Origin of the sequence: Microbacterium terrisoli, assembly GCF_030866805.1 — a bacterium.
Lineage (GTDB): Bacteria > Actinomycetota > Actinomycetes > Actinomycetales > Microbacteriaceae > Microbacterium > Microbacterium terrisoli.
In genome coordinates this window covers 922,576-949,352 of the sequence record NZ_CP133019.1, presented here as the reverse complement: position 1 = coordinate 949,352, position 26,777 = coordinate 922,576, and the positions used below count along the sequence as shown (strand labels likewise).

The 26,777-nt window shown below is 69.0% G+C and carries 26 protein-coding genes and 1 riboswitch; of the genes, 15 read left to right on the top strand and 11 right to left on the bottom strand.

What is annotated here, in order from left to right; genetic code table 11:
* Positions 1-9: 9 nt before the first annotated feature.
* The 3 genes from QU603_RS03980 (at position 10) to trpS (ending at position 2,558) form a co-directional block, all read left to right on the top strand.
* Complete coding sequence (locus QU603_RS03980) at positions 10-870, top strand: exodeoxyribonuclease III (protein WP_308493197.1); 861 nt, start codon at positions 10-12, stop codon at positions 868-870.
* Positions 871-1,038: 168 nt separating this feature from the next.
* Entirely contained in the window at positions 1,039-1,503 is a 465-nt protein-coding gene (locus QU603_RS03975) for a hypothetical protein (RefSeq protein ID WP_308493196.1), read from the top strand.
* A gap of 44 nt (positions 1,504-1,547) precedes the next feature.
* Positions 1,548-2,558, top strand: a complete 1,011-nt coding sequence (trpS, locus tag QU603_RS03970; RefSeq protein WP_308493195.1) for a tryptophan--tRNA ligase — start codon at positions 1,548-1,550, stop codon at positions 2,556-2,558.
* 255 nt (positions 2,559-2,813) lie between these two features.
* On the opposite strand, the gene QU603_RS03965 is transcribed toward trpS, so the two are convergent.
* Positions 2,814-3,464 carry an FMN-dependent NADH-azoreductase gene (locus QU603_RS03965; RefSeq protein WP_308493194.1) on the bottom strand — a complete coding sequence of 217 codons (651 nt, stop codon included), beginning with the start codon at positions 3,462-3,464 and terminating at the stop codon, positions 2,814-2,816.
* A gap of 89 nt (positions 3,465-3,553) precedes the next feature.
* Between QU603_RS03965 and QU603_RS03960 the strand changes: the two genes are divergently transcribed.
* From QU603_RS03960 to QU603_RS03930, 7 genes are all read left to right on the top strand, one after another.
* On the top strand, positions 3,554-3,889 hold the full coding sequence (locus tag QU603_RS03960; protein WP_308493193.1) for a winged helix-turn-helix transcriptional regulator: 336 nt from the start codon (positions 3,554-3,556) through the stop codon (positions 3,887-3,889).
* Positions 3,890-3,944: 55 nt separating this feature from the next.
* Entirely contained in the window at positions 3,945-4,805 is an 861-nt protein-coding gene (locus tag QU603_RS03955; protein WP_308493192.1) for a DNA-formamidopyrimidine glycosylase family protein, read from the top strand.
* Positions 4,806-4,865: 60 nt separating this feature from the next.
* A riboswitch (FMN riboswitch) is annotated at positions 4,866-5,019 on the top strand.
* 72 nt (positions 5,020-5,091) lie between these two features.
* Positions 5,092-6,159: a bifunctional diaminohydroxyphosphoribosylaminopyrimidine deaminase/5-amino-6-(5-phosphoribosylamino)uracil reductase RibD gene (ribD, locus tag QU603_RS03950; protein WP_308493191.1), complete on the top strand. Its 1,068-nt coding sequence runs from the start codon at positions 5,092-5,094 to the stop codon at positions 6,157-6,159.
* Entirely contained in the window at positions 6,159-6,905 is a 747-nt protein-coding gene (locus QU603_RS03945) for a riboflavin synthase (RefSeq protein WP_308493190.1), read from the top strand. The genes ribD and QU603_RS03945 overlap by 1 nt, the downstream gene beginning before the upstream one ends.
* The gene (gene ribA / locus QU603_RS03940) at positions 6,902-8,242 is read left to right on the top strand and encodes a GTP cyclohydrolase II (RefSeq protein WP_308493189.1); all 1,341 of its coding nucleotides are present in this window, start codon (positions 6,902-6,904) and stop codon (positions 8,240-8,242) included. Before QU603_RS03945 ends, ribA begins: the two co-directional genes overlap by 4 nt.
* The gene (gene ribH, locus QU603_RS03935; protein ID WP_308493188.1) at positions 8,239-8,712 is read left to right on the top strand and encodes a 6,7-dimethyl-8-ribityllumazine synthase; all 474 of its coding nucleotides are present in this window, start codon (positions 8,239-8,241) and stop codon (positions 8,710-8,712) included. The genes ribA and ribH overlap by 4 nt, the downstream gene beginning before the upstream one ends.
* A gap of 42 nt (positions 8,713-8,754) precedes the next feature.
* Complete coding sequence (locus QU603_RS03930; RefSeq protein WP_308493186.1) at positions 8,755-9,885, top strand: aminotransferase class V-fold PLP-dependent enzyme; 1,131 nt, start codon at positions 8,755-8,757, stop codon at positions 9,883-9,885.
* 137 nt (positions 9,886-10,022) lie between these two features.
* Here the strand turns inward: QU603_RS03930 and QU603_RS03925 are convergent, their stop codons facing one another.
* Positions 10,023-10,448 (bottom strand): DUF2269 family protein, encoded by a 426-nt coding sequence (locus QU603_RS03925; protein WP_308493185.1) that lies wholly within the window; start codon positions 10,446-10,448, stop codon positions 10,023-10,025.
* 267 nt (positions 10,449-10,715) lie between these two features.
* On the opposite strand from QU603_RS03925, the gene QU603_RS03920 reads away from it, so the two are divergent.
* Complete coding sequence (locus QU603_RS03920; RefSeq protein WP_308493184.1) at positions 10,716-11,618, top strand: hypothetical protein; 903 nt, start codon at positions 10,716-10,718, stop codon at positions 11,616-11,618.
* Between the two features lie 15 nt (positions 11,619-11,633).
* Here the strand turns inward: QU603_RS03920 and QU603_RS03915 are convergent, their stop codons facing one another.
* From QU603_RS03915 to QU603_RS03905, 3 genes are read right to left on the bottom strand one after another with little or no spacing between them, the layout of a single operon-like run.
* The gene (locus QU603_RS03915) at positions 11,634-12,467 is read right to left on the bottom strand and encodes an ABC transporter permease (RefSeq protein WP_308493183.1); all 834 of its coding nucleotides are present in this window, start codon (positions 12,465-12,467) and stop codon (positions 11,634-11,636) included.
* Entirely contained in the window at positions 12,464-13,369 is a 906-nt protein-coding gene (locus QU603_RS03910) for an ABC transporter permease (protein ID WP_308493182.1), read from the bottom strand. Before QU603_RS03910 ends, QU603_RS03915 begins: the two co-directional genes overlap by 4 nt.
* The gene (locus QU603_RS03905; RefSeq protein WP_308493181.1) at positions 13,366-14,307 is read right to left on the bottom strand and encodes an ABC transporter ATP-binding protein; all 942 of its coding nucleotides are present in this window, start codon (positions 14,305-14,307) and stop codon (positions 13,366-13,368) included. The genes QU603_RS03910 and QU603_RS03905 overlap by 4 nt, the downstream gene beginning before the upstream one ends.
* Before the next feature lie 149 nt (positions 14,308-14,456).
* Here QU603_RS03905 and QU603_RS03900 point away from each other — a divergent pair, with 149 nt between their 5' ends.
* Together QU603_RS03900 and QU603_RS03895 are read left to right on the top strand one after the other, a co-directional pair.
* Positions 14,457-15,563, top strand: a complete 1,107-nt coding sequence (locus QU603_RS03900; RefSeq protein WP_308493180.1) for a 5-methyltetrahydropteroyltriglutamate--homocysteine S-methyltransferase — start codon at positions 14,457-14,459, stop codon at positions 15,561-15,563.
* A gap of 131 nt (positions 15,564-15,694) precedes the next feature.
* Positions 15,695-17,374 (top strand): class I adenylate-forming enzyme family protein, encoded by a 1,680-nt coding sequence (locus tag QU603_RS03895; RefSeq protein ID WP_308493179.1) that lies wholly within the window; start codon positions 15,695-15,697, stop codon positions 17,372-17,374.
* A 60-nt stretch (positions 17,375-17,434) separates the two neighbouring features.
* Here QU603_RS03895 and QU603_RS03890 read toward each other — a convergent pair whose 3' ends face one another.
* Genes QU603_RS03890 through QU603_RS03875 form a run of 4 tightly spaced genes read right to left on the bottom strand, consistent with a single transcriptional unit; the run spans position 17,435 to position 20,978 of the window.
* Positions 17,435-18,427, bottom strand: a complete 993-nt coding sequence (locus tag QU603_RS03890) for a VOC family protein (RefSeq protein ID WP_308493178.1) — start codon at positions 18,425-18,427, stop codon at positions 17,435-17,437.
* Between the two features lie 28 nt (positions 18,428-18,455).
* The gene (locus QU603_RS03885; protein WP_308493177.1) at positions 18,456-19,523 is read right to left on the bottom strand and encodes a 4-oxalomesaconate tautomerase; all 1,068 of its coding nucleotides are present in this window, start codon (positions 19,521-19,523) and stop codon (positions 18,456-18,458) included.
* Complete coding sequence (locus QU603_RS03880) at positions 19,513-20,226, bottom strand: 4-carboxy-4-hydroxy-2-oxoadipate aldolase/oxaloacetate decarboxylase (RefSeq protein ID WP_308493176.1); 714 nt, start codon at positions 20,224-20,226, stop codon at positions 19,513-19,515. Before QU603_RS03880 ends, QU603_RS03885 begins: the two co-directional genes overlap by 11 nt.
* Positions 20,223-20,978 carry a PIG-L deacetylase family protein gene (locus QU603_RS03875; RefSeq protein ID WP_308493175.1) on the bottom strand — a complete coding sequence of 252 codons (756 nt, stop codon included), beginning with the start codon at positions 20,976-20,978 and terminating at the stop codon, positions 20,223-20,225. The genes QU603_RS03880 and QU603_RS03875 overlap by 4 nt, the downstream gene beginning before the upstream one ends.
* A gap of 179 nt (positions 20,979-21,157) precedes the next feature.
* On the opposite strand from QU603_RS03875, the gene ligM reads away from it, so the two are divergent.
* Both ligM and QU603_RS03865 read left to right on the top strand, forming a co-directional pair.
* The gene (gene ligM / locus QU603_RS03870; protein ID WP_308493174.1) at positions 21,158-22,561 is read left to right on the top strand and encodes a vanillate/3-O-methylgallate O-demethylase; all 1,404 of its coding nucleotides are present in this window, start codon (positions 21,158-21,160) and stop codon (positions 22,559-22,561) included.
* A gap of 18 nt (positions 22,562-22,579) precedes the next feature.
* A complete protein-coding gene (locus QU603_RS03865) occupies positions 22,580-24,157 on the top strand; it encodes an AMP-binding protein (RefSeq protein WP_308493173.1) in 1,578 nt (525 codons plus the stop codon).
* 147 nt (positions 24,158-24,304) lie between these two features.
* Here the strand turns inward: QU603_RS03865 and QU603_RS03860 are convergent, their stop codons facing one another.
* Positions 24,305-25,174 (bottom strand): IclR family transcriptional regulator, encoded by an 870-nt coding sequence (locus QU603_RS03860; RefSeq protein WP_308493172.1) that lies wholly within the window; start codon positions 25,172-25,174, stop codon positions 24,305-24,307.
* 45 nt (positions 25,175-25,219) lie between these two features.
* The gene (locus QU603_RS03855) at positions 25,220-26,590 is read right to left on the bottom strand and encodes an aminomethyl transferase family protein (protein WP_308493171.1); all 1,371 of its coding nucleotides are present in this window, start codon (positions 26,588-26,590) and stop codon (positions 25,220-25,222) included.
* Between the last annotated feature and the right edge of the window lie 187 nt (positions 26,591-26,777).

Sequence of the window (26,777 nt, the reverse complement as noted above, 5' to 3'; positions counted from 1 at the left end):
CTGGAGTGCATGCCTTCCCCCGCACATCAGCCCGGCACCCTGCGCATCGCTTCGATCAACGTGAACGGCATCCGAGCCGCCGTGCGCAACGGCATGCTCGATTGGCTCGCCGGCGCCGAGGTCGACGTGTTGGCGCTGCAAGAGGTGCGGGCGACGGCCGAACAGCTGACCACCGCCCTGCCCGGGTGGCAGACCGTGAGCCACGAGGCTCTCGCCAAGGGGCGGGCAGGCGTGGCGATCGTGACCCGGACACCGGTCGCCTCGGTGCGCACGGGGCTGGATGCCGACGAACTCGACTCGGCCGGCCGCTGGATCGAGGCCGACGTCACGCTCGGCGACAGGACACTGACGGTCATCAGCGCCTACGTGCCCACCGGCGAGGTCGGCTCCCCCAAGCAGGACCAGAAGTGGGCGTTCCTGGACGCGATGGGCCGGCGCATGCGCGAGTTGGCCGGCGACGGCGCGCTCGCGCTGATCATGGGTGACCTGAACGTCGGGCATCGTGAGCTCGACATCCGCAACTGGCGGGGCAACGTGAAGAAGGCCGGGTTCCTCCCCCGCGAGCGCGCGTACTTCGATCGGTTCTTCGGCGAGACCGGGGCGACGGTCGAAGGCGTGGACGGCTCGGCGGGGACGGGCCTGGGCTGGGTGGATGTCGGCCGCAGGTTCCACGGCGAGGTGGACGGCCCCTACACCTGGTGGTCCAGCCGCGGCAAAGCCTTCGACAACGACACGGGCTGGCGCATCGACTATCACGTCGCGACCCCCGCGCTGGCTGAGCGCGTGCGCGACTACTGGATCGGGCGCGCGCCCTCGTGGGACACGCGCTGGAGCGACCACGCTCCCGTCGTCGTCGACTACGCGCTCTGACGCCTCCTGCGCGGTCCCAGGCGCTCACGGATCATCCACAGATCCGCTGCTTCGCGCCCTGCACAGGCCTGTGGAGAGCTAGCGTCGATGCCGTCGGCGGCCGATGTGCGCCGCCGACGGCTCCGACCACGAGCCGTCCCGCGACTGCGAAGGAACACAGTGACGATCATGACCGATACCGTCGAGCCCTCTCTCGCCACACTCGCCCGGGGTCTGTCCCAGTACGCGGAGGAACAGCGTGAGACACGCACCCGTCTCGAGGTGCACATAGAGGCCTCCGGCCGCTATTTCCTCGGCCTGGAGAGGATGTTCGACGGGCTTCGCGACACGATCAGCGCCCAACATCTCCTGGTGTCAGGTGACATCGGCGCCGCGCGTCGAGACATCGCCACGGTCGAAGAGCACATCGGACTGCTCACGACGATGGTCACGGCGCACGGCAAGCGCCTGGACGGCATCGACAGCAGACTCGACGGCATCGACGGCAGACTCGACGGCATCGACAGCAGACTCGACGCGCACGACAAGCGGTTCGACGCCATCGACACGCGACTGGACGGCATCGATGCGCGACTGGGCGGGCTGACCGACGTCGTGGTGCAGATCCGCGATGCCGTGATCCCCCGCGGTTGACGCTGCGGCGCGGGGCCGCGGCATCCACTCAATAGACTGTGGGAGTGAACAAGCCCCGTCTCTACTCCGGAATGCAGCCCTCCGCCGACTCGCTCCAGGCCGGCAACTACATCGGGGCGCTCCTGCAGTGGCGGGATCTGCAAGACACCTACGACGCCTACTTCTCAGTCGTCGACCTGCACGCGCTCACGCAGCCGAACAACCCGGTCGAGCTGCGTGAGAAGACGCGTCGCACAGCGGCGCAGTACATCGCGGCCGGCATCGAGCCGTCCCGGTCGACACTGTACGTTCAGTCGCACGTGCCGGCCCACGCCGAGCTGGCATGGATCCTCTCGACGCTGACAGGCTTCGGCGAGGCCAGCCGCATGACGCAGTTCAAAGACAAGTCGCAGCGGTACGGCACCGACGGCACGACGGTCGGACTGTTCACCTACCCGGTGCTCATGGCCGCCGACATCCTGCTCTACCAGACCGACATCGTGCCGGTCGGCGAAGACCAGAAGCAGCACGTCGAGCTGACCCGCGACCTCGCCGAGCGCTTCAACAGCCGGTACGGCAAGACGTTCGAAGTGCCGCGGCCGGTGATCCAGAAGGACACCGCCCGCATCTACGATCTGCAGAACCCGACGTCGAAGATGTCGAAGTCGGCGGAATCGGATGCCGGTGTGCTGTGGCTGCTTGATGAGCCGAGCGCATCGGCGAAGAAGATCATGCGGGCAGTGACCGACTCCGAGGGCACGGTGCGCTACGACCGCGAGAACAAGCCGGGTGTCTCGAACCTGCTGGTGATCTATGCCGCACTCACCGGGCGGCAGATCCCCTCGATCGAGGACGAGTACGCCGGGCGCGGCTACGGGGACTTCAAGAAGGGCCTGGCCGAGGTCGTCGTCGACGAGTTCGGTCCGGTGCGCGAGCGCGCGCTGGCGCTGCTGAACGACCCGGCCGAACTCGATCGGGTGCTGGCGGCGAACGCGGCGCGCGCATCCGACGTCGCCGAGCGCACGCTGGCCGAGGTCTATGAGAAGGTCGGGCTGCTGCGCCGCGTCGTCCTCTGAGCCGCACTCACGTGTTGATGCTCCTGGCGCATCAACACGTGAGTGCGCGCGAAGCAGCCACTGCGCGCACCCCGCACGGCGATCAGACCGCACGACGAACGACCTGCACAGCAGCCGCACGACGGCTGCATCGCTGGGCTCTATCCGGCGATGACCGGGCGCCGGTGGCCTGGCCGGTGCTCTGATCTTCGCCGAACGGAGCAACGGCGGCCGCGATGATGATCCGCGGCCGCCGTCCCCACTCGCCGTATCGGGTCAGGCCGCCAGCGACTGCACCTGCGTGGCGATGGCGCGACCGTGCTCAATCGCGAGCTGCTCGGCTGCGGCCTTGATCTCCGCGGCCTGATCGGCGAACCGATCCATCGCGGGATCGACGCCGACGAGAGTGAACTGGCGCTGGACGACGCGCAGGTCGGCGCCCCACACGTCGCGGAACACCCGGGTCAGCCACGGAGTGGCGTGATCCCACCCGTCCTTCGGGGTGCCCGGGTTGTAGTTGCCGCCGAGCACGGAGGCCAGCACGACGGGCTTGTCGTTGAGTGCGCCGCCGGCGATGCGGGGGTCGGTGTAGGTGAGGTCGTACCACGTCTTCACGTGGGCCGGCACTCCCCAGTTGTACAGCGGAATCGCCAGCAGCACGGCATCCGCCTCGATCAGTTCGTCTGCGAGTTCGGCGGCGCGGGCAAGAGCGGTGCGCTGGGCAGGACTGCGGTCGGCCTCGGCTGCGAAGCCACCGGTGACGGCCTCGCGCCAGATCGTCGCAGACAGCGGTTCGCTGCCGATGTCACGACGGACCACGGCAGCCCCCGGATTCTCGGCGGACCATTCAGACTCCACCAGGTCGGCCAGCGCACGGCTCTGAGAAGTGGCGGGCATGATGCTGGCGTCAAGACGGAACAAAGGCATTGCATCTCCAAATACTGATTGACTACGTAAAACAAAGCGACTTGCGCGACGCTAGCACAGGTTCGGCCGACGCGGCTAGTATCGATGTCATGTCCGACATGAAGGCCGAGCCGCGCGCCTGTGACGAGGCGATCACTCTTGCCTTCTCGGTGCTGGGCAAGCGGTGGAACGGGATGATCCTCGGCGTCCTCGGCTCGGGCAGCGCATCATTCGTCGGGCTGCGCAAGGCCGTCCGCGGCATCAGCGACACCGTGCTGTCGGAGCGTCTGTCCGGTCTCGCCGAGGCCGGGCTCGTGCGCAGAGTCGTCGCGGAAGGGCCACCGGTCTCGGTCACGTACGAGCTCACGGCCGCCGGCGCCGACATCGTGCCGGCCATCCAGGCGCTGGCGGCGTGGGCGACCCGCAATCTGCAGCCCCTCCCGTGACCCGCACGTGGCCCGTGCCGGGACCGATGTCGGCAGCGCGTGACAGGATGGGCGCATGCCGGAGATGCCGGAAGTGCAGGGCCTGGTCGAGTTCCTCGGCGGTCGCGTCGTGGGCACCGAGATCACACGCGCAACCGTCGCGGCCATCGCTGCGCTGAAGACATACGACCCGCCGATCGACGCCCTGCGCGCGGCATCCATCACCGGTGTCACTCGCCATGGCAAATTCGTCGACGTCGCGACCGACGCCGCGCATCTCGTCTTCCACCTGGCGAAGGCGGGGTGGCTGCGCTGGTACGACGCGCTGCCGTCGACGATCATCAAACCCGGCCGCACGCCGATCGCGCTGCGAGTCGCGCTGTCGGACGGCTCAGGCTTCGATCTCACCGAAGCCGGCACCAAGAAGTCGCTGGCCGTCTACGTCGTGCACGACCCCGCCGATGTACCCGGCATCGCCCGCCTCGGCCCCGATCCGCTCGATGCCGGGTTCACCCGCGAGGCCTTCGCCGCGCTGCTGGCGGGCAAGCGCACGCAGATCAAGGGGCTGCTGCGCGATCAATCGGTGATCGCCGGAATCGGCAACGCCTACTCCGACGAGATCCTGCACGCCGCGCACATGTCACCGTACGCACTGGCGGCCACCCTCGGTGACCACGAGGTCACGGGCCTGTACTCGGCAATGCTCGTGACGCTGAAGGATGCCGTGGCCGAGGCATCCGGCAAACCGCCCGCCGACCTCAAGGACGCCAAGCGGCGCGGTATGCAGGTGCACGGACGGCGGGGCGAGGCGTGCCCGGTGTGCGGCGACACCGTGCGCAGCGTCTTCTTCGCCGACAACAGCCTCGAATACTGCGCGACCTGCCAGACCGGCGGCAAGGTGCTGGCCGACCGACGCCTGTCGCGACTGCTGAAATAGCCGAGGGTGATGGCTGCGGGAATGATCCGGCGGCCGATGCGTTGGGTAGACTCAGAGCAGAAACGTGCTCCGGGGTCGGTGAGAATCCGAACCGGCGGTGACAGTCCGCGAGCCGCGACGCCCGACAGGCGCCATGGTCGAGCCGGTGGAATTCCGGAACCGACGGTGATGTGATGGTCCGCCATCGCTAGTCCGGATGGGAGGCAGCACGCGGCGTACGCCTGCGCGTGGTCCGCTGATCCTTCCCGTCGAGCGTCGGAGCCGACACAGTCGGTCAGGAGAACGGATGACGGTCAGCGACGTCGAGCACGACGCCATGCGGCGCGCGCTCGCCCTCGCACGCCGCGGCCCTCGCGGCGTGAACCCACAGGTGGGTGCGGTGATCCTCTCCCCCTCCGGCGACATCCTCGCCGAAGGCTGGCATCACGGAGCCGGCACCCCGCACGCCGAGGTCGATGCGCTCTCGCAGCTCTCCCCCGGGCAGGCGCACGCCGCCACCGCGGTGGTCACGCTCGAGCCGTGCAATCACACCGGCCGCACCGGGCCGTGCTCGCTGGCGTTGATCGACGCCGGCGTCGCCCGCGTCATCTACGGCCTGGACGACCCGAACCCGCGCGCGAGCGGCGGCGCCGAACGGATGCGGGCTGCCGGCCTCAGCGTCGTCGGCGGCGTGCTCGCCGACGACGGCGTCGCACAGCTGCGCGACTGGCTCACCGTGCAAGAGCTCGGCCGCCCGCACGTGACGGTGAAGTGGGCGCAGAGCCTGGACGGCCGGGCCGCGGCATCCGACGGCACCAGCCAGTGGATCACCGGACCCGCAGCCCGCGCCGACGTCCATCGCCGCCGCTCCGAGGCCGATGCGATCATAGCGGGCACCGGCACGGTGCTCGCAGACGACCCCGCCCTGACCGCTCGCACCGAGGACGGCGGCCTGTACGATCACCAGCCCCTGCCGGTCGTCCTCGGCGCGCGGGCGACGCCGGATGAGGCGGCCGTGCGCCGTCACCCGGTGCCGCCGCTGTTCGTGTCCGACCACGACCTGCACGCGCTGCTGCAGACCCTGCGCGAGCGCGGAGTGCAGCGCGTGTTCGTCGAAGGCGGCCCGACCGTGGCCAGCGCGTTCGTGCGCGCGGGCCTGGCCGACGAGGTCCTGGCCTACATCGCCCCCGTCCTGCTCGGCGGGCGGCGGCTCGCGCTCGGCGACCTCGGCGTCGACACGATCGGCGACGCGCGGCGACTGACCGTGGCATCCATCGACAGACTCGGCGACGACCTGCTCGTCGTCGCGAACCCGGAGCACACTGCGCCTCGCAGCGCGCTCGGGCACCCAGCCGCTCAGAAGGAGAACGCCTGATGTTCACCGGAATCATCGAAGAGGTCGGACAGATCACCGCCGTCTCGCCCTCCGGCGACGGCATGCGACTGACCGTGCATGCCCCGCTCACCGTCTCGGATGCCGCGCACGGCGATTCGATCGCCGTGTCGGGCGTGTGCCTGACCGTGGTCGAACAGGGCGAGGACTGGTTCACCGCCGACGTGATGCGACAGACCCTGGAGATGTCCACGCTCGACGAGATCCCCGTCGGGCGACGCGTGAACCTCGAACGCGCGCTGACGGCCACGGCGCGCCTGGGCGGCCACATCGTGCAGGGACACATCGACGGCACCGGCGAGGTGCGACAGGTGCGCCCGGGCGCGCAGTGGCGCGTGCTGCGCATCGGCATCCCGGCAGGTCTGGCCGACCTCGTCGTCGACAAGGGCTCGATCGCCGTCGACGGCGTCTCGCTGACCATCAGCGACGTGAGCGCTGCCGGTGCCCACGACCCGTGGTTCGAAGTGTCGCTGATCCCCGAGACCCTCACCGCCACAACGCTCGGTGAGCGCGCGCCCGGCGAACGCGTGAACCTCGAGACCGACATCCTCGCCCGACACGTGCGACGGCTCGCGCAGTTCGCCGCAGCCTCGGCTGCGCCGCGGATCGCCGATGATCTCCCGTCCGAGCTGGACGGGTCCGAACCCAACAGTGTCCATTCAGACGAAGTCCATTCAGACGAAGCCCATTCAGACGAAGTCCACTCAGACGAAGGAGGGCTCGCATGAGCCTGGCCACGATCCCCGAAGCACTCGAGGCCCTGCGACAGGGCCGCCCGGTGCTGGTCGCCGACGACGAGAACCGCGAGAACGAGGGTGATGCCATCCTCTCGGCACAGCTGGCGACGCCCGAATGGCTCGCCTGGACGATCCGGTACTCCAGCGGCTACCTGTGCGCGCCGATGCCGGCCGACTGGGCCGACCGGCTCGACCTGCCCCCGATGGTGGCCAACAACCAGGACTCGCGCGGCACCGCGTACACGGTGAGCGTGGACGCCGCCGACCGCGTCTCGACCGGGATCAGCGCCACCGACCGCGCGCACACGCTGAACGTGCTGGCCGATCCCGACTCGACTCCGACCTCGGTCATCCGCCCCGGCCATGTGCTGCCGCTGCGCGCCGTGGACGGCGGCGTGCGCGAGCGCAGCGGCCACACCGAAGCAGCCGTCGAGCTGATGCGTCTGGCCGGGCTCGCCCCGGTCGGAGCGATCGGCGAGGTCGTCAACGACGACGGCAGCATGATGCGCCTGCCCGGTCTGATCGAGATGGGCGAGCGTGAAGGAGTGCCGGTCATCACCATCGAGCGGCTGATCGCCTATCTCGACGAGCACGAACCGCGCACCGAGCAGGTCACCCACCGGCGCCGCGTGAGCCTGCGCGCCGAGGCGAACGTGCCCACCGCACACGGCCGGTTCCGCTTTCTCGCGTACAAGGACCGCATCACCGGCACCGACCACCTCGCGGTGGTCTCGGGCACCCTGGACGGCGACGCGCCGCTCGTGCGCGTGCACTCGGAATGCCTGACCGGTGAGGCATTCGGCTCCTTGAAGTGCGAATGCGGTCCGCAGCTGCAAGCGGCGCTGGATGCCATCGACAAGGACGGGGGCGTGGTCATCTACATGCGCGGCCACGAGGGGCGCGGCATCGGTCTGATCAACAAGCTGCGCGCCTACAGCTTGCAGGAGCGCGGCCTGGACACCGTCGACGCCAACCTCGCCCTGGGCCTGCCGGCCGACGCCCGCGACTACGCCGCGGCTGCCGGCATCCTCTCCGACCTCGGCGTGCAGCGCGTGCGTCTGCTCACCAACAACACCGACAAGGTGCGCCAGCTGCGCGAAGCCGGGCTCGACATCGTCGAGCAGGTGCCGCTGCTGGTCGGGGTCGGCCCCAACAACCACCAGTATCTGCAGACCAAACGCGACAAGATGGGGCACCTCATCGACACCGACGACCTCGAAGAGGCGCTGCAGGACATGCGGGATGCCGAGGCCCTGCACGGCGTGACAGGACACGGCGCGGCAGAGGCAGAACACGGTGAGATCGAACCCAAGGGAGCAGACGCGTGAGCAGAACCGGAGCGCCGAAAGCACACGAGATCGACGGCACCGGCGTGCGGGTGGTCATCGTCGCCGGCACCTGGCACGAGACCATCACCGAAGGGCTGATCGCGGGAGCGCAGCGGACCCTGGAGGCCGCCGGCGCCGAGCACCGGCTCGTGCGCGTGCCCGGCTCGTTCGAACTGGCGCTGGCAGCCCAGGCCGCATTCGCCGGGGGTGCCGACGCGGTCGTGGCCCTGGGCGTGATCGTGCGCGGCGGCACTCCGCACTTCGACTACGTGTCGCACGCGACCACCGACGGACTGAACCGGGTGGCACTGGATGCCGGTAAGCCGGTCGGATTCGGGATCCTCACTCTGGACGACGAGCAGCAGGGCCTGGACCGGGCGGGCCTGCCCGGTTCGAAGGAGGACAAGGGCGCAGAAGCCGCCGAAGCGGCCCTGCGCATGGTGACCGTGATCGGCGAGCTCGCCGGCTGACGGCATCCTGATCCACCGCGTCCGCCGTGCCATGCTGGTGGTATGAGCCTCCCCCGCGCTGAGATCGACCCCGATGGGCTGCTCGAGTACTCGGTGGTGTTCACCGACCGCTCGCTGAACCACATGTCGGCACGCTTCATCGGCGAGATGCAGCAACTGCTCGGCATTCTGCGCACCACGTACCACGCCGACAGCGCCGCGGTCGTGCCGGGCGGCGGAACCTACGCGATGGAGGCGGTCGCGAGGCGCCTGGCCACCGGCAAGCGGTGCCTGATCGTGCGCAACGGGCTGTTCTCGTACCGGTGGTCGCAGATCCTCGACACGGGACGCATCAGCGACGATGTCGCCGTGTGCACGGCCCGCCCGGTCGAAGACGTGCCGCAGGCGGCGTGGCAGCCAGCGCCGCTCGGCGAGGTGATCGAGGCCATCCGCACGCAGCGCCCGCAGGTCGTCTTCGCCCCGCACGTCGAGACGGCCGCGGGAATCCTGCTGCCCGACGACTACGTCCGCGCCGTCGCCGACGCCGTGCACCACGTCGACGGCATCTTCGTCCTGGACTGCATCGCATCCGGCGCGATGTGGGTCGACATGGAGGCGCTCGGCGTCGACGTGCTGCTCAGCGCGCCGCAGAAGGGATGGAGCGGCACCCCGTGCGCGGGGTACGTCATGCTCAGCCCTGCGGGGCGGAAGGCCGTGGCATCCGGAACCGCGACGAGCTTTTCGATCGACCTCGCGAAGTGGCTGGACATCTCGGACGCCTACCGCGACGGGCGTGCCGCCTACCACGCGACGATGCCCACCGACTCGCTCGCCGCGAACCTGGTGCGGATGGTCGAAACCCGCGACCGCGGACTCGAGACGCTGCGCACCGCGCAGGTCGAGCTCGGCACACGCGTGCGAGAGCTGTTCGCATCGCACGGGATGCCGTCGGTGGCCGCATCCGGATTCGACGCGCCGAGCGTGGTCGTCGTGCACACCGACGACGCCGACCTGCACAGCGGCGCCGCCTTCGTGCGCGAAGGCGTGCAGGTCGCTGCGGGAGTGCCGCTGCACTGCGGCGAGCCGGCGACGTTCTCGAGCGTGCGCGTCGGACTGTTCGGGCTCGACAAGCTCGGCGACGTCGACGGCACCGTCACGCGGCTGGCGGCGGTGCTCGACCGCATCCGGGGCTGAATCTCGCGGTTGAGTCTCGCGGTTGAGTTCCCGGGGCGTGCCGCGTCGGGGCGCGGTGCTGTCGGCGCGCGGTGCTGTCGGGGCGCGGTGCTGTCGGGGCGTGCCGCGTCAGGGGCGCGCGGTCGCGACGGGCGCGATCAGTGCCAGACCATCAGCAGGACGACCACGAGCAGCAGCAGACTCGCGATGCCGCTGCTGGCGGTGATCACGCCGTAGCCGGCGGGCTTGGTGCCTTCGGCTGCACCGTCGACCTGGCCGGCGGCCTTGTTCAGCTGCGGTGCGACGACGAACACGCTCAGCACGAAAGCGATCACGTAGGCGATGATCGACCACAGGATCCACGGAGTGCCGATGCTGATCTTCCACGCGCCGGCCACGCCGAACCCGATCACGAAAGTGATCAGCGAGAGCCACGAGAAGATCGCGGTGGACTTTGCCAGGCTGCGCACTGCAGACGCGTTGCCGGATCGCAGCGTGCGCAGGCCGGTCATCGGGATGACGGCCATCGGGCCGACGATGAAGACGGCGGTGATGACGTGCAGGATGATCATGACGGTACCCATGCCTTGAGCCTACGTCATGTCGGCCCTCACCTTATGCCACCCTGAAGGCTGGCGGCGCTCGCGCCCTCCCCGCCGCCGAGATCTGCGAGTTGACACAAATGGCCGGAATTGCGCGCCCCTTAGCGGCCACTCCTGTCAACTCACGGACCCCGCCGGGCCGAAGGGCGCGGCGGCCGGGCGGGAACGGAGTGCGGGAGGAGAGGATGCCGCGGCGCGGGGTGTGGATAACTAGACGGGCGTGGTCGGCTAACGCGACAGGCTGGGAGGATGGCGCGACGCAGCACTCCCCTCCCCGAGCCCTTTCCCGGGAAGTCGTTTTCGGTCGCGACCGCTCGGGGCCACGGCATCCCGCGTCGTCGCACCCGCGGGCGGGACCTGATCCAGCCGCACCGCGGGGTGCGCGCGCCTGCCGGTGTGGTGTTCTCGTTCGCGCGGGAGTGTGCGACCCTCTTCCTCGTCCTGCCATCGTGCTCGGCATTCAGCCACGTGACGGCGGCACGGCTGCACGACCTGCCGCTCCCGCTCGCCCTCCAGAACGACGACTTCTTCGATGTCATCGTGCCGCGCGGCGTGCGGGCTCCCCGGCGAAAGCGGGTGCGCGGGCACCAGTCCGCGCTCGGCGAGAAGGATGTCGACAAACGGACGAAGGTGCGGGCCACCACGCCCGAGCGCACGTTCTGCGACCTGGCGACCATGCTCACCCTCGGCCAACTCGTCGCCGTCGGTGACGAGCTGCTCGCACGCGGTGGCCCACCGGCGCGCAAGCGGCTCGAAACGGCCGTGCGGCAGCATCCGTCACGGAGACATCGACGCGTCCTGTGTCGCGCTCTCGACCTGCTCGACCGCAGGGCGGAATCGCCCAAGGAGTCCGAACTGCGGGTGCTGTTGATCGAGGCCGGATTCTCCGCGCCGGCGGTCAATCACGTCGTGCGCACCACCGATGGAGCCTTCGTCGCCCGGGTCGATCTCGCCTACCCGCAGCTGAAGATCGCCATCGAATACGAGGGCGACCACCACCGCGAGAACAAGGACCAGTGGCGCAAGGACCTCAAGCGCCGGCGCCGGCTCGAGGCACTGGGGTGGCTCTATCTGGCCGTCACCCAGGCTGACCTCGACGACCCCACCGACCTGATCGCCGACCTGCGCGCCGCCGTCGCCCGCCGCTCCTGACCGCCCCGCGGGCGATCAGTCCAGGAACAGGGCACGCAGGCGCTTGGTGGTGAAGACCAGGCCGACGGCGATCATCACGACGTAGTAGAGGACGTGCCAGATCATCGCGGTCGAGTAGGCGCCCGTGGTCAGCGCCCGGATCAGCTCGACACCGTGCCACAGGGGGAAGGCCATGATGACCGACTGGATCCACTGCGGGTAGATCGAGATCGGGTACAGCGTCGCCGAGAACAGGAACATCGGCAGCAGCACGATGTTGAGCCAGTCCATGTGCTGGAACGTCTTCATGTAGCTGGTGACGGCCATGCCCAGGCTGGCGAACCCGAATGCGATCAGCAGCACCGCCGGCAGAGCCAGGATCGCGGTCGCGGCAAGGTTGAGCCCGGCGACTTGCATGATGATCATGAACCCGCACGCATACACGAGTCCCCGCAGCAGCGCGTACAGGATCTCGCCGAGCGCGACATCCAGCGGGCCGAGCGAGGTGGCCAGCATGCCCTCGTAGAGCTTGCCGTAGTTGAGCTTGAAGTACACATTCCACGTCGAGTCGTAGATCGCGCCGTTCATGGCCGACACCGCCAGCAGCGCCGGTGCGATGTACGCGGCGTAGGAGACGGCCACGCCCGGCGTCACCTGGACCTCGCCGATGAAGCTCTGCAGACCGATGCCCATCGACAGCAGGTAGAAGACCGGCTCGAAGAATCCGGAGAGGATGACCACCCAGCTCGACGAGCGAGCCGCGATCAGACCGCGCTGCACGACCGCCCAGGGGTTGCCCGCCCACAGCGCTCGCACACCCCCGCGGCGGGGCACGGCATCCCGCATCGTCTCGGGAGGCGCGACGGTCATTTCGCCAGCCTCCGGGTGAAAGCGCGGCGGGTCAGCAGGTAGCCGCCGATGCTCAGCACGAGCAGATATCCGACGTGCACCACGAGCATGACGACGTTGACCGGCGCGTCGAACGTGGCCATGCGGCCGAGTTCGGTCGCATGCCACAGCGGCGAGATCCAGCCGATCCACTGCAGCCCCCAGGGCAGCACCGCGAGCGGGTAGAACGTGCCCGAGAACAAGAACATCGGCATGAAGACGAACCGTTGCACGAGCGCGAACTGGCCCTTGTCGGCTTCGAGAGATGCGGCATATGCCATCAGCGGCATGCCGAACGAGAGGCCGGCCACGAGGCCGATCAGCACCGAGATCCAGCCTGTCGCCGGGTCGGGGACCGTCATCATCCCGGTCATCGCGCCGAACGCCCAGATGAACAGGTAGTACGCGCCGCCGGCGAACAGCATCCGCGCCGAGGCGGCGATCATGACGCCGTTCGCGATCTGCGGCGACGAGAGGGCCGAGGCGTTGAAGCCGTAGAAGTAACGTCGCCACTTGAAGCCGGCCATCACGGGGTAGGTGAATTCTTCGGATGCCACGGCGATGGTCGCCGTCATCAGCAACGCGGGTGCCACGAACACGAGGTACGACACCGCGCCGCCGCCACCGGTGGGAATGTCCTGCTGGATGAGGGCGGCGAGCCCCACCGCGAGTCCGAACAGATACACGAGGGGCTGGCCCAGGGCGCCCACGACGATCGTCCAGCCATAGGCGCGCATCGCGCGCAGCATGTGCTCGGTGGCGTACCACGAGCCGAACCGGCGCGGTCTGCGCCCGCGGGCCATCGCCTCGGCGCGCAGCTCGTCCAGCGACGGGTGGGCGTAGGTCGCGGCATCCGAGCCGCCCTGAGCCGGTCCCGGAGTCATTCGATCAGCGACCTTCCGGTCAGCCGCAGGAAGACGTCTTCGAGGCTGGAACGACGCACGAGGCTCGTCAGCGGCTGCAGGCCCAGCTCGGCGACGCGGGCCAGCACGGCCTCGCCGTCACGCGCGTAGATGAGGATGCGATCGGGCAGCACCTCGAGGCGATCGCCGAGGCCTGCCAGCTGGGCTGCGGCGGTCTCGTTGTGCTGCGATCCGAAGCGCAGCTCGGCCACCTCGCGGCTGGAGTGCTCGCGAATCAGCGAGGAGGGCGTGCCCTGCGCCATGATGCGCCCCTTGTCGACGACGATCAGGCGGTCGCACAGCTGCTCGGCCTCGTCCATGTAGTGCGTGGTCAGCACCAGGGTCGTCCCGCGCTCTTTGAGCCGGAACAGGCGGTCCCACAGCACATGCCGAGCCTGCGGGTCGAGGCCGGTGGTCGGCTCGTCCAGCAGAAGGACGCGCGGGTCGTTGATGAGGCCGCGCGCGATGGTCAGGCGCCGCTTCATGCCGCCCGAGAGCTGGTCGACCTTGCTCTTGGCCTTCTCCTCCAGCTGCGCGAATGCGAGCAGCTCGTCGGCCTTCTGCGCGCACACCTTGCCGGGCAGACCGAAATAGCGCCCGTACACGTAGAGGTTCTCGCGGGCGTTCAGCTCACCGTCGAGGTTGTCTTCCTGCGGCACGACGCCCAGCCGCGAACGGATCTCAGGGCCGAACCGGTCAGGGTCGAGCCCCAGGATCTCGAGGTCACCGGAGGTGCGCGTCGAGACAGCGCCGACCATCTTCATCGTCGTCGACTTGCCGGCTCCGTTGGGACCGAGCAGACCGAACGATTCACCGGGGGCCACCTCGAAGCTGAGGTCGTCGACGGCGCGGAAGTCGGGCTTGCCTTTCACCGCGTACGTCTTGACGAGATTCGCGGCACGGATCACAGGTGCGAGCACCGGATCACTCTAACCAGTTCCGACGACATCGGCCGGAGCGGGAGAACGGCGTGCACCCGGCAGCCCCGCCGTCGACGCGATGTCCGCGGCCGATGACGCTCGATGACGACCGAACCGGCTCAGCGATGAATGCGGGTTAGCATCACCCGGTGACCACTCCTGCCTACCGCGCCGATATCGTCGGCAGCTTCCTCCGCCCCGCCGCTCTCAAGGACGCCCGCGCCCGGCACGCCGAGGGGACCCTCGACGACGGGGGCCTGCGCGAAGTCGAAGACGCGGCCATCGCCGATCTCGTGCAGAAAGAGGCCGACAACGGGCTGCAGGATGCCACGGACGGGGAATTCCGTCGTTCCTGGTGGCACTTCGACTTCTTCGGGCACCTCGGCGGTGTCGACCTCGTCGAACTGGACCACGGCATCCAGTTCCAGGGCGTGCAGACGAAGTCACGAGGCGTTGAGGTGAACGGTCCCATCCGGTTCGACCCGCAGCATCCCTTCCTGGACCACTTCCGCGCGGTCAAGGATCTCGCCACGCGCACCGGCGCCACACCGAAGTTCACGATCCCCTCGCCGACGGTGCTCGACTTCCGCCTCGAGCCCGACCACATCGCCGGCGGCTATGACGGACGCGACGCGATCGTCGACGACCTCGTGCAGGCCTACCGCGACGCGCTGGCCGCGTTCTACGACGCCGGGGCCCGCTACCTTCAGCTGGATGACACGGCGTGGGCCTATCTGTGCAGCGAGGCCGAACTGGCCAAGGCCCGTGAGCGGGGCATCGCCACGGATGGCATCGCCGAGCGCTACGCCGGCATTCTCAACCGCGTGCTGCAGGGCAAGCCCGATGATCTGACCGTCACGACCCACGTGTGCCGCGGCAACTTCCGCTCGACCTGGATCTCGTCGGGCGGCTACGAGCCGGTGGCCGAGCAGCTGCTGGACGTCGTGCAGTACGACGGCTACTTCCTCGAGTACGACAGCGATCGCGCCGGCGGGTTCGAGCCGCTGCGGTTCCTGCCCGAAGGCGACAAACGGGTCGTGCTGGGGCTGATCACAAGCAAGTCCGGTGAGCTGGAGAATCCCGACGACGTCAAACGCCGCATCGACGAGGCCTCCGCGTTCGCACCGCTCGAGCAGCTCGCGCTGAGCCCGCAGTGCGGTTTCGCCTCGACCGAAGAGGGCAACGTGCTCAGCGAAGACGAGCAGTGGGCCAAGGTCCGCTCGGTCGTGGACATCGCCGCCGACGTCTGGCGCTGACCGGCCGCGACTTCGGCGGAAACGCCGGGGGCAGGGATGCCGAACCCCGGCGCCGAACGATGCATGACGTGCGAGTCCGGCCCCCGATATGCTGGCGACAGCCTCGACGAAGCGGATCAGGAGACGTCACCATGGGGAACACCGACTACGACCCGAGCGAACTCAAGCGCGTGTTCGAGGCCCACTTCACGTGGGCCGCAGCATTCGAACGCAACACGCACCGTTATGCCCACCGACCGGCGATGACCGACCCGCCCACCGGCCGCCGATGGACCTATGCCGAGCTCGGCGAGACCACCGGACGCCTGGTCGAGGGACTGCGCGCGGCGGGTGTGGGCGTCGGCGACATCGTGTGCCACCAGTTGAAGAACACTCCCGAGTTCGCGTTCCTGTACATCGCCGCACAGGGGCTGCGGGCCGTGAGCTCTCCGATGAACTTCCGCCTCGCGCCGGCCGAGACCGCGCACATCCTCGACCAGGCCAAGCCCGTGGTCTTCGTCTACGACGGGACGGATGCCGCGAACGTCGCGACCGCCCTGGAGCTGGCCGCGCATCGCCCGCGGGTGCTCGCAGCGGTCGGCGGCGATCAGGCGGGTCTCGTCGAGGGCGCGATCGCGTTCGAGGACCTGTTCGCCGCGGATGCGGCATCCTTCCGCGCGCCCCAAGACGCCAGCACCTGGGACGAGACGAGCCGTCTGTACACGAGCGGCACCACCGGCATGCCCAAGGCCGTGCCGCTGACCAGCCTGAACGAGGTGCTCACCGCCCACGACGTGACGATGCACTTCCCGCTCGGGCCCACCGACAAGTCGATGAACATGTCGCCCTGGTTCCACCGCGGCGGCAACTACTGCGCGGGCCCGAACACGGCGTTCTTCGTGGGCGCCGAAGTGGTCACCCTCCCCCAGTTCGATCCCGACGTCGTGCTCGACGCGGTCGAGGACTACCACCTCACCTATGTCATCGGCGCCCCGACGAACCTCGAGCGGCTCGCCGAGGTGCAGGAGGCCCACCCCCGCGACCTGTCCAGCCTGCGCGGCATGGTGACGATGGGCGCGCCGCTCAGCCACGATGCGGCGCTGCGCTACCAGCGCGTGCTGACCCCGCGCATCGCGAACGGATACGGCACGACCGAGGCGTTCTGGAACACGTACCTGCGCCCCGACGACCTGCCCGAGGCCGCCGGGGCCGCCGGACGCGCATGCCTGGACGACGACGTCGCCGTCGTGCGCGTGCAGCGGGACCGGATCTCGGCGCCCGACGAGCACGCGCGCCACGACGGGCAGGAGATCGGCGAGGTCATCATGCGCTCGGTCAAGTCGGGGTACTCCTACCTCGGCAACCCCGAGGAGCAGGCTGAGAAGTTCCGCGACGGCTGGGTCTATCCGGGCGACCTGGCCACCTGGGACGAGGACGAGATCGTCACGATCGTGGGACGCAAAGACGACATGATCATCTCCGGCGGCGAGAACGTGCACCCCGTGCAGGTCGAAGAGGTGCTGGCCTCGCACGCCGGCGTCGCCGATTCGATCGTGGTCGGTCTGCCCGATCCGCAGTGGGGCGAGATCGTCGTCGCCTACGTGCAGCCGCGAGAGGGTTCATTGACGGATGCTGCGGCTGCGGCATCCGAATTGGATGCCTTCGTGCACGCCAGCGTCAAGATCGCCGACTACAAGCGGCCGCGCAGGTACGCGTTCGTCGACGAGCTTCCTTACACAGCCACCGGCAAGAAGCAGCACTTCAAGATGAGGGAGCAGGCACCGGCCGACGCCGAAGCCGGCCGCTTCATCGCCCCCGCCCCCGGTCGTTGAGCGAGCGCGCGCGCAGCGCGCCCAGCCGAGACGCCCCCGGTCGTTGAACGAGGGGACGCGTCAGTGGCCGGCGAGGGCCTGGCGGTCGATCTCCTCCTGGTTCTCGACGTACGGCGTGCCGTGCGTGTGGAAGGTCGCGACCGTCTTCATGCCCCAGGCCTGCCCCTTGGCTCGCTCAGCGGCGCTCCACTCCACGACGGGCCAGTCGGGGTCCAGCAGCAGACGCGCCTGCGCGTTGGCGAACTCGATGCGGTTGCCGCCGGGCTCCCACACGTACAGGAAGAAGGTCTGGTTGATGGCGTGCTTGTAGGGGCCGTACTCGATGTAGACGCCGTTCTCGAGGCAGATGTCGGCGGCCTTGAGGATGTCCTCGCGCGAATCCGGGGCGAACGCGAAGTGGTGGAAGCGCCCCCGTTCGCCGGTCCAGTCCTCGGAGTAGACGACGTCGTACGACTTCTGGTGGAACCGGAACCACCACGCAGCCATGTGCCCGTCGTCCATGCGCACACGCTCGGACTCCCGGGCGAACATCACGTCGCGCCAGAACTCGCCGGCGGCGTCCACGTCGGCGGCCAGGTAGTTGATGTGGTCGAGCCGGCGTGCGTTGATGCCGCGGCCGGGATAGGCCGAAGCCTGGTTCTTCAGGGCCGGGCGGTCCTGGTCATCGGGCACGTAGTGCTCGGTGTCGTAGTAGAGCGCCATGAGGTGTCCGTCCGGATCTTCGAACTCGAACGACCGGCCCACACCCACCTCTGGCTCACGCCAGCCGTGTCCGAGGCCGGCCTTCTCGATCGCGGCGACCCGGCGGTTCAGCGCGTCTTCGCTCGTCGCGCGGAACAGCGTGCGGCCTGCACCGTTGGTGTCGGATGCGGTGAGCTTGAGCGAGTAGAGCTGGTATTCGTCCCACGTGCGCAGGTACGCCGAGTCCCCCACCCGCGCGACTTCGCGCATGGCGCAGATGTCGCGGAAGAAGTGCAGGCTCTCTTCGAATTTCGGGGTGAACAGTTCGACGGCGCCGAGGTGCGCGAGATCGAAATTCTCCTGGTGTGCCATGGGTCCTCCTTGACTGGTGACGGGCGGTTCACGATCGCGGGCGCGGAAAAACGCGTCCGTCGAAGAGTTTGCGGGCGGTGCGCAAGGACGCGGATGTCGCGCGCCACACGCCGTCGTCCTCGTGCAGCTCGACGCGGGCGGTGAAGGTCCCGCGCGGGTGCTCCAACGGCGTGTCGCTGTCATGCATGATCTGGGCGAGGTCGGCGCCGACGGCACCGGGGATGCGGATCCCCGCGGCCACCGAGGCCGCCATCAGCACCCCGATCGAGGTGTGCACGCGGTGCGGGATGAATGCACGCGTCGTGACGGCCCCGCCCTCCCGCGGCGGTGAGAGCAGAAACATCTTCGGCACCGTCTGCTCGGCGACATCTCCCAGGCCGAACAGCTCCCCCGCGGCCAGGCGCACCCGCTCGACCTCGGCGCGCAGGGCGGTGTCGCCTTCGAGCCGGGCCGGGGCCTCGCTGCCGTCGATGCCGAAATCCGCGGCGTCCATCAGCACCACCGGCATGCCGTTGTCGACGAGTGTGACGCGGCGGCCTGCGACGGTGTCGGCGACGTGACCGGTCGGCAGCAGCGGACGCGAGCCGGTCAGGGCGAGGTCGATGGGGCACGCGGTGCCCGGCACCCCGTCGATGTGGGCGTCGCCGTCGTAGTCGGGCATTCCGCCGGAGACGGCGAAGGATGCCGTGGCCACATCACCGGTGTTCAGCAGACGTATCCGCACCGTCGCCGTCTCGCCCTGCGCCGCGATCAGGCCGCGTTCCAGCGCGAACGGACCGACCCCGGCCAGGAGGTTGCCGCACGTCTGCCGATCGCTGACCTGCGGCTCGTCGACGGCGACCTGCAAGAAGAGGTAGTCCAGGTCGATGTCGGGTTCGGCCGAGCGGGAGACGATGGCGACCTTGCTCGTGAGCGGGTGCGCGCCGCCGATGCCGTCGATCTGCGCCGGGTCGGGGCTGCCCATGATCCGCAGCATGAGGTCGTCGCGTACGGCGGGATCGTCGGGAACGTCGTCGGCGATGAAGTAGGCGCCTTTCGAGGTGCCACCGCGCATCAGCATGCAGCGGACGCCCTCACGCACCACGTCAGCGGGCATCGTATTCCTGCTGGGTCATATAGACGACGCCGAGGTCCGTCAGGCTCGCGCGCAGGCCCTTGCGGTCAAGGCTCAGCTGGCCGTCGCGGTAGGCGACCCGGTCGGCGTCTTCTTTCGCGATCCGCGCGTCGGAGGCGGAGAGGGCGGATGCCGCATCCTCACGCGGAACGCAGACGATGCCGTCGTCGTCGGCGATGACGACGTCGCCGGGATGGATGACGACGCCACCGATGATGACGGGCACGTTCACCGACCCGGGTGTGGCTTTCACGGTGCCCTGGGCGCCCACCGCCGTCGCCCACACGGGAAAGCCCAGCGCGCGCAGCTCTGCGGTGTCGCGCACGCCCGTCGTGGTGACCAGACCCCGCACGCCGCGCGCGTGCAGCGCGGTGGCGAACAGTTCGCCGAACGCACCGTCGGTGGACGGTGAGGTGGTGGTGACCACGAGCAGGTCGCCGGCGCGGCACTGCTCGACGGCCGCATGGATCATGAGGTTGTCGCCGGGGTGGCTGAGCACGGTCACCGCGGTGCCGGCCACCCGCACATCCTGCTGGATGGGGCGCAGCCCGATGCCTGCCGGCCACGTGCCAACCAGGCCCGTGCGGCCCATCGCCTCGTGCACCGTCGCGACCCCGTGCACGGCGAGCGCATCGACGGTGGCGGCGTCGGCGCGGGCGATGTCGGTGACCACGACAGCGGTCATGACAGCTCTCCGGTCACCTGCGGGTAGTAGCGCACATAGGCCTCGCCCATCGTGTCATGCGGCAGGCCGAGGTTCGGTCCGGCGTTGCGGCGCACCTGCACGCCGCGGCGCACGGCGAGGTCGGTGTAGTACGACCACATGTGCTTCTGGGCGGGCAGACACTCCATGGCGGCGCGCTTGCGCGGGAAGGCGTCGGTGATGTCCAGCAGGACGTTGGGGCGGAAGTCGCACTGCTCGCCCTGATGCGGCTCGAAGAAGAACACCGGCGGTGCGCCGATGATCTGCTCCTTCGTCGGGAACGAGCCGTCGGCATTGGCCACGCCGATCGCCTGCGCGAGCACACGCGCCTGCAGCGCCATGCGCGCCGCCGCCGGGTGGTCGCCGTTGTACGGGTCGACGAGGGTGTGGGTGAGCACGACCGTCGGCTGCACGCGCCGGTACAGGCCGACCAGGGTCGCCACCGCGTCGTCGCTCTCGCGCAGAGGATAGTCGCCGAGGTCGAGGAACTCGATGTCGGCGCCGAGGGCGGATGCCGCGGCCTGAGCCTCATCGCGGCGGGTGGCCTTGATCTCCTCGAGCGATCTGCCCGCCAGCCACTGACTGGCCGATTCGCCGCGCTCGCCGTAGCTCAGGCATGCCACGGTGACCCGTTCGCCGCGCATCGCGGCGGCGGCGATGGCCCCTCCGGCGCGCCATACGAAGTCCCCCGCATGAGCGCTGACGACCAGAAGGGAACCGGCGTTGTCGACCATGGGACTCCTCGGGATGCGTGATCGTTCGGCTCCATCCAGACAATCACACCGCGTGACATTGGTCAAGAAATTGTCTACAATCTTGGAGCCGGGCGCATTACCTATGGACATAGGCATCATCGGTCCGTAGGATCAGCACCAATCGTGACGGACCCGCCCACGACGTCGAAGGAGACACCATGGCCGAAAATCTGCAGCAGCTGCTGGACGAGAAGGGGAACGTCGTCCAGATGCTCCGCAACTCGCAGCTGGGCGCCTACATATATCCGATCGTCCCCACCGAGTTCTCGAACTGGCGGCGCGAGCAGAAGGCCTGGCGCGAGACGGCCGTGCTCTACGACCAGACCCACCACATGGTCAACTTCTTCATGTCGGGACCGGGCGCGCTGAAACTCCTCAGCGACACCGGCATCAACTCGTTCGCGAACTTCCCCGTCGACACCGCGAAGCAGTTCGTGCCCACCGCCTCCAACGGCGGCGTGATCGGCGACGGCATCCTGTTCCACGAAGCCGAGAACGAATACGTCTATGTGGGCCGCAACCCCGGGGCCAACTGGCTGCAGTTCCACGCCGAGACCGGCGGATACGACGTCGAGACCCGCTACGACGATCGCTCGCCCTCGCGTCCGTACGGTCAGGCCGTGCACCGCGACTACTACCGCTTCCAGATCCAGGGTCCCAACGCCTGGCCGATCATCGAGAAGCTCGCCGGCGGCCCGGTCGAGAAGGTCAAGTTCTTCCACATGGGTCACCTGACCATCGCCGGCTCCTCCGTGCGCACGCTGCGTCACGGCATGGCAGGGATGCCGGGCCTCGAGCTGTGGGGTCCGTACGCCGATCACGGCCGCATCCGCGACGCGATCCTCGAGGCCGGCGCCGAGTTCGGCATCGAGCCGTGCGGCGCCCGCGCCTACTCGTCGAACACGCTGGAGTCGGGATGGATCCCCTCGCCGCTGCCGGCCATCTACACCGGCGGCGAGATCGAGCGACGCTTCCGCGAGTGGCTGCCCGCCGACGGCTACGAAGCCATCAACGCGATCGACGGCTCGTTCGTCTCCGACGACATCGACGACTACTACACGAACCCGTGGGAGCTCGGCTACGGCTCGTTCGTGAAGTTCGACCACGACTTCATCGGCCGCGACGCCCTGGAGAAGATCGACCCGACCACCCAGCGCAAGAAGGTCACGCTGGCGTGGAACGACGAGGACCTGGGCAAGATCCTCACCTCGGTGATCGACCGCAGCGGCCCCGGCTACCAGTTCTTCGATCTGCCGAACGCGAACTACGGGTCGAGCAACTTCGACTCCGTGATCGACGCCGACGGTCAGAACGTCGGTCTGTCGATGTTCACCGGCATCACCGCGAACGAGCGGCGCGGCCTGTCGCTGGCCACGGTCGATCACGACGTGCCGATCGGCGCCGAGGTGCGGGTGCTGTGGGGCGAGAGCCCGAACACGTCGAAGAAGACCGTCGAGCCGCACGAGCAGATCGCGGTGCGTGCCGTGGTCAGCCCGGTGCCCTATGCCGAGACCGTCCGCCAGGAGTACCACGGCGGATGGCGCACGACGGGAAAGCTCTGAGCGGCGGCGAGCGTCGGAATGCGCGCGCATTACGCGGACGTGTGGCGGGCGGTGGCCGATGCCGCCCCCGACCGCACGGCCATCCGATCGATCGACGGTGACACGTGGACGTACGCCCGATTCGCGCGGGAGGCGGGGGCGCTGGCGAGCTCCCTCGCCGCCCGCGGCGCGGCCCCGGGCGACCGGGTCGCGATGCTGCTGCACAATCGGCCCGAGTTCCTCATCACGATGTTCGCGTGCCTTGCCGCGGGCATCATCCCGGTGCCGCTGAACTACCGGCTGCGTGCGAACGAGGTCGCAGCGCTGCTCGACGACGCCGACGCGCGCGTGCTGATCGCACCCACCTCGACGAAGGACGTGGCGCAGGATGCCGCGGCCGCCGCATCCACTCCCCCCGCTCTGCTCTGGATCAGCGACGGCGGCGACAGCGCGGAGCCCTCATGGCGTGAGGCCACCGCGACGGTGGCAGACCTGCCCAGTCCTCCGGACAACGCCGAGCTGTGGCTGTACACCGGAGGGACGACCGGGCGTCCGAAGGCCGTGCGGTGGGACGAGCAGGAGATGTTCGAGGCGCAGATGGCGCCCACCTACTCGGTGATGGACCTGGAATGGCCACGGACGGTCGAGGACGCGGCGCGCATCGCGACCGACCCTGCCACCCCGCTCGTGGTGACGCTGCCGCTGTCTCCGTTCCTGCACGGGACCGCGATGACGACCGCCATGAACACCCTCACGCTCGGCGGCACCGTGCTGGTGACCTCGTCGCCGCGGCTGGACCCCGAGGCCTCTGTGCGCTTCGCGGCCGACGCGTCCGCCACCCGGCTGATCGTCGCCGGCGACGGCGTCGCGATGCCGCTCGTGGAGGCCGCCGAACGGCTGCAGGTCCGCCTGCCGGCGATGCGCAGCGTGATCAGCTCGGGCATGCGGTTCAGCCCCGAGACCAAGCGTCGCCTGCACGCGCTGGGGGAGCTCACCATCATCGACATGCTCGCCTCGACCGAAGGCGGCGTCTACGCGTCGACCACGACGACCGGCCCGCAGGATCTGCCGGGTCGCCCGCGTCTGTTCCCCAGCGCCGTCGTGCTGGATCAGGACCTGAACGAAGTGCAGGACCGACCGGGGGCGCTGGGCATCCTCGCCCAGCGCGGAGCGTTGCCGCTGGGCTACTACGGCGATCCCGAGAAGACGGCCGCCACCTTCCCGGTGATCAACGGCGTGCGCCACGTCATGCCGGGCGATTGGGTGCGCGTGCAAGACGACCGGCACATCGAGTTCTTGGGACGCGGCAGCGGGGTCATCAACACCGGCGGCGAGAAGGTCTACCCGCTCGAGGTCGAAGAAGTGCTGCTCGAGCACCCCGCGGTGGCCGACGTCGTCGTGCTGGGCGCCCCCGATCCGCGGTTCGGCGAGATAGTGACCGCCGTCATCTCCCGCCGACAGGATGTCACCGCCGACGAGCTGCTGGCCTTCGTCAACGAGCGGCTGGCCGGATACAAGCGGCCGCGGCACATCCTGTTCCGCGCGTCGCTGGATCGCACCCCGACCGGCAAGGTCGACATGGCCGGGCTGCGCGACGAGGTGATCCGCGACCGCTGAGCCGACCCGGGCCGCCGAGCACCCGTGGCGCTGGCGGCCGGCGACAGGTCGAAGCCGCGCACGCTCGCTCCGGCGTCGCGCAGTCCTCGTGCATGGATGCGGCCGGCCTCGCCGAGGCCGAGGATCGCGATCGTCGGCATGGCCAGATCACCCCAGGCCCGACGCGGCGTGGTTCTCGTCCCGCCCCGCGAAATACTCCAGCGACGCACGCGACCCGCTCACGAGTGGGCCGGCACGCCGGCGCCCGGACTCGTCGTCGGGCAGGTATGCCTCCTGCAGCGCCCGCCCGATCCCGGTGGCCGCGACGGTGAGCAGCTCGACGATGGGCTGCGCGGCTGAGCCGTCGTTGCTGACGACGACCCCGAGCGCGGCGTGGACGACCCCGAGCGGACCCAGCACCGGCACCGCGACGCCGCGGGAGGCGTCGTGGATGTGTCCGGGCAGATCGGCGAACCCCTGGCTGCGCACTCGGCGCAGCTGCTCGCGCAGCGCCTCACCGTCGCTCGTCGTGTGCGCGGTGAACCGCGGCCAGCCGGCGGCGATGACGTCTGAGACGACATCGTCCTCGGCGTGCGCGAGCAGCACGAGGCCGCTCGATGACACCGGCAGCGGAGTGCGACCGCCGATGAGGGTCGCGTTCACGACCGCGTCAGGCGTGGAGATCCGCTCGATGAACAGCACGTCGCGACCGCTGCGCACACCCAGCTGCGTGTGCTGGCGGATGCGGGCGTGCACGCCGCTCATCCAGGGGCGCGCGAGCTCGCGCAGGCCCAGCGCGCTGGGCGTGCGCGCGGCGAATTCCCACAGCCGCACGCCCAGCCGGTACGACTTGTCCGGCAGCCGCTCGAGCAGTCCTTCGGCCTCGAGCTGGGTCACCAGCCGATGCGCGGAGGACGCGGCCAGGCCTGCGGCGTCCGCGATCTCGGACAGCGTGAGGTACGGCCGGAACGCGTCGAACGCCTCCAGCACGCGCAAGTGCTTGCGCAAGACGGATTCGCCGTCGGATCCCCGCGCCATGCCGCCTCCCTCGTCGGACAGGCTAACGCTTCTCGGCGGGGCCGTTCACTGGTTTGCGCGATACACCGTCCTCGCGTATTCGTGATACGGCGCGGGTGCGACCGTCGCGCGGATGCGCACCTGCCGGTGGGCGCGGTCGGCCTGCGGCTTGTGCGAGACCGGGTCCTCGCCCCACACCACGTCGACCTCTGTTCCCTCGGGGATGTCGGCGTCCAGTGTGGCCAGCGACATGTAGAGCTGATCGAAGGCGACATACCCGGCGTCGGTGGAGATGCCCACCCGCCGGCCGTCCTTGACGACCTCGTCCATCTGGTAGAAGCCGTAGCGGGCCTTGGGGAACTCGAGGAACTTCGCCGGGGTCCCGGGCTCGAGCTGTGAACGGACCACGTCGGCGACGTCGGCGGAGTTCCAGATGAGGGTCACCTTGTGCCGGCGCTGATTCTCGGCGTGCTTCTCCAGCGCCGCTCGCCCGTGGAAGTCGTGGTCGAAGCGCACGGACTTGCCCAAGCCGATGTCGTACGGCGTCATGTAGTAATCGTGCACGTCTTCGGAGTACAGCGACCCGCCGATCGAGCCGGCGCGGGCGGCGGGAAGCCACTCGCGGTATTCGGCGAAGTCGTCGTCGAAGATCGCGGGGAACGGTGTGGGCACCCAGCCGGATTCCAGCGGCGACGCCGAGTACGCCTTGGCACCCACCCGGCGGATGTCGAACTCGGCGCCGGCGTCCATCAGCGCGTTCAGGACGATCTCGTTGTCTTCCCACGGACCGTAGAACTCGAAGCCCGGCTGGCCGGCCATGCCGTGCCGCAGCGCCCTGACCGGGCGACCGGCGATCTCGACGTCGCCGATGTGGAAGAACTTGATCTCGGGGGCGGGCCCGCCGAACACCTTCTCCATCACTTCGTCGGCCTTGGGGCCCTGCAGCTCGTAGCGGTAGAACGTCGGCGGTCCCTGGCGCATGTGCGAGTTCGCCTCGAGGCGGTGATGCACGTCCTTGCCGGCAGCTTCTGCTTTCTCGGCGTTGAACCGCACCCAGTCGATGAGCAGGTGGTGCCCGATGAGCACCCGTCCTTCTGCGCCCTCGTGGTTGTAGAACAGGATGCCGTCGCCGACCAGGTACCCGTCGGCATTGACCGCGATGAGCTGTTTGGCAACGCCCGGTCGGAACGTCCCGAAGGTGTTGGGCGAGATCGACGACAGCATCGGGATGAGGTCGTCGCCGTGCAGGAACAGCTGGGTCATGTGGTGGGACTGGTCCATCAGGGCGACCGTCGTGTTCCAGGCGCGCTGCTCGTCACGCCAGTTCGTGAACTCCGGGGCCACCGGGAAGGTGAATGCGGGCCAGTCCTGGTTGCGCAGCAGCGGCACGGCGCCGCCGGCTCGGGTCATCGCTTGCGCGAGGGATTCGGTAGTCATCGTCGACCTCCATCGTGGGTTCGTGGGTTCGCCAGGAACGCTAGGCAGGTCCCGGTGCCACCGGTCGCGAGATTCCGTTCAACGGAATCGATCCTCGCACCGCCTGGTATATGCGCTGGGATGTACCCGTGCACAACGGTTGGATAAAGACACGCGCAATGTGAATCCAAAATCGTTGACAATCTGA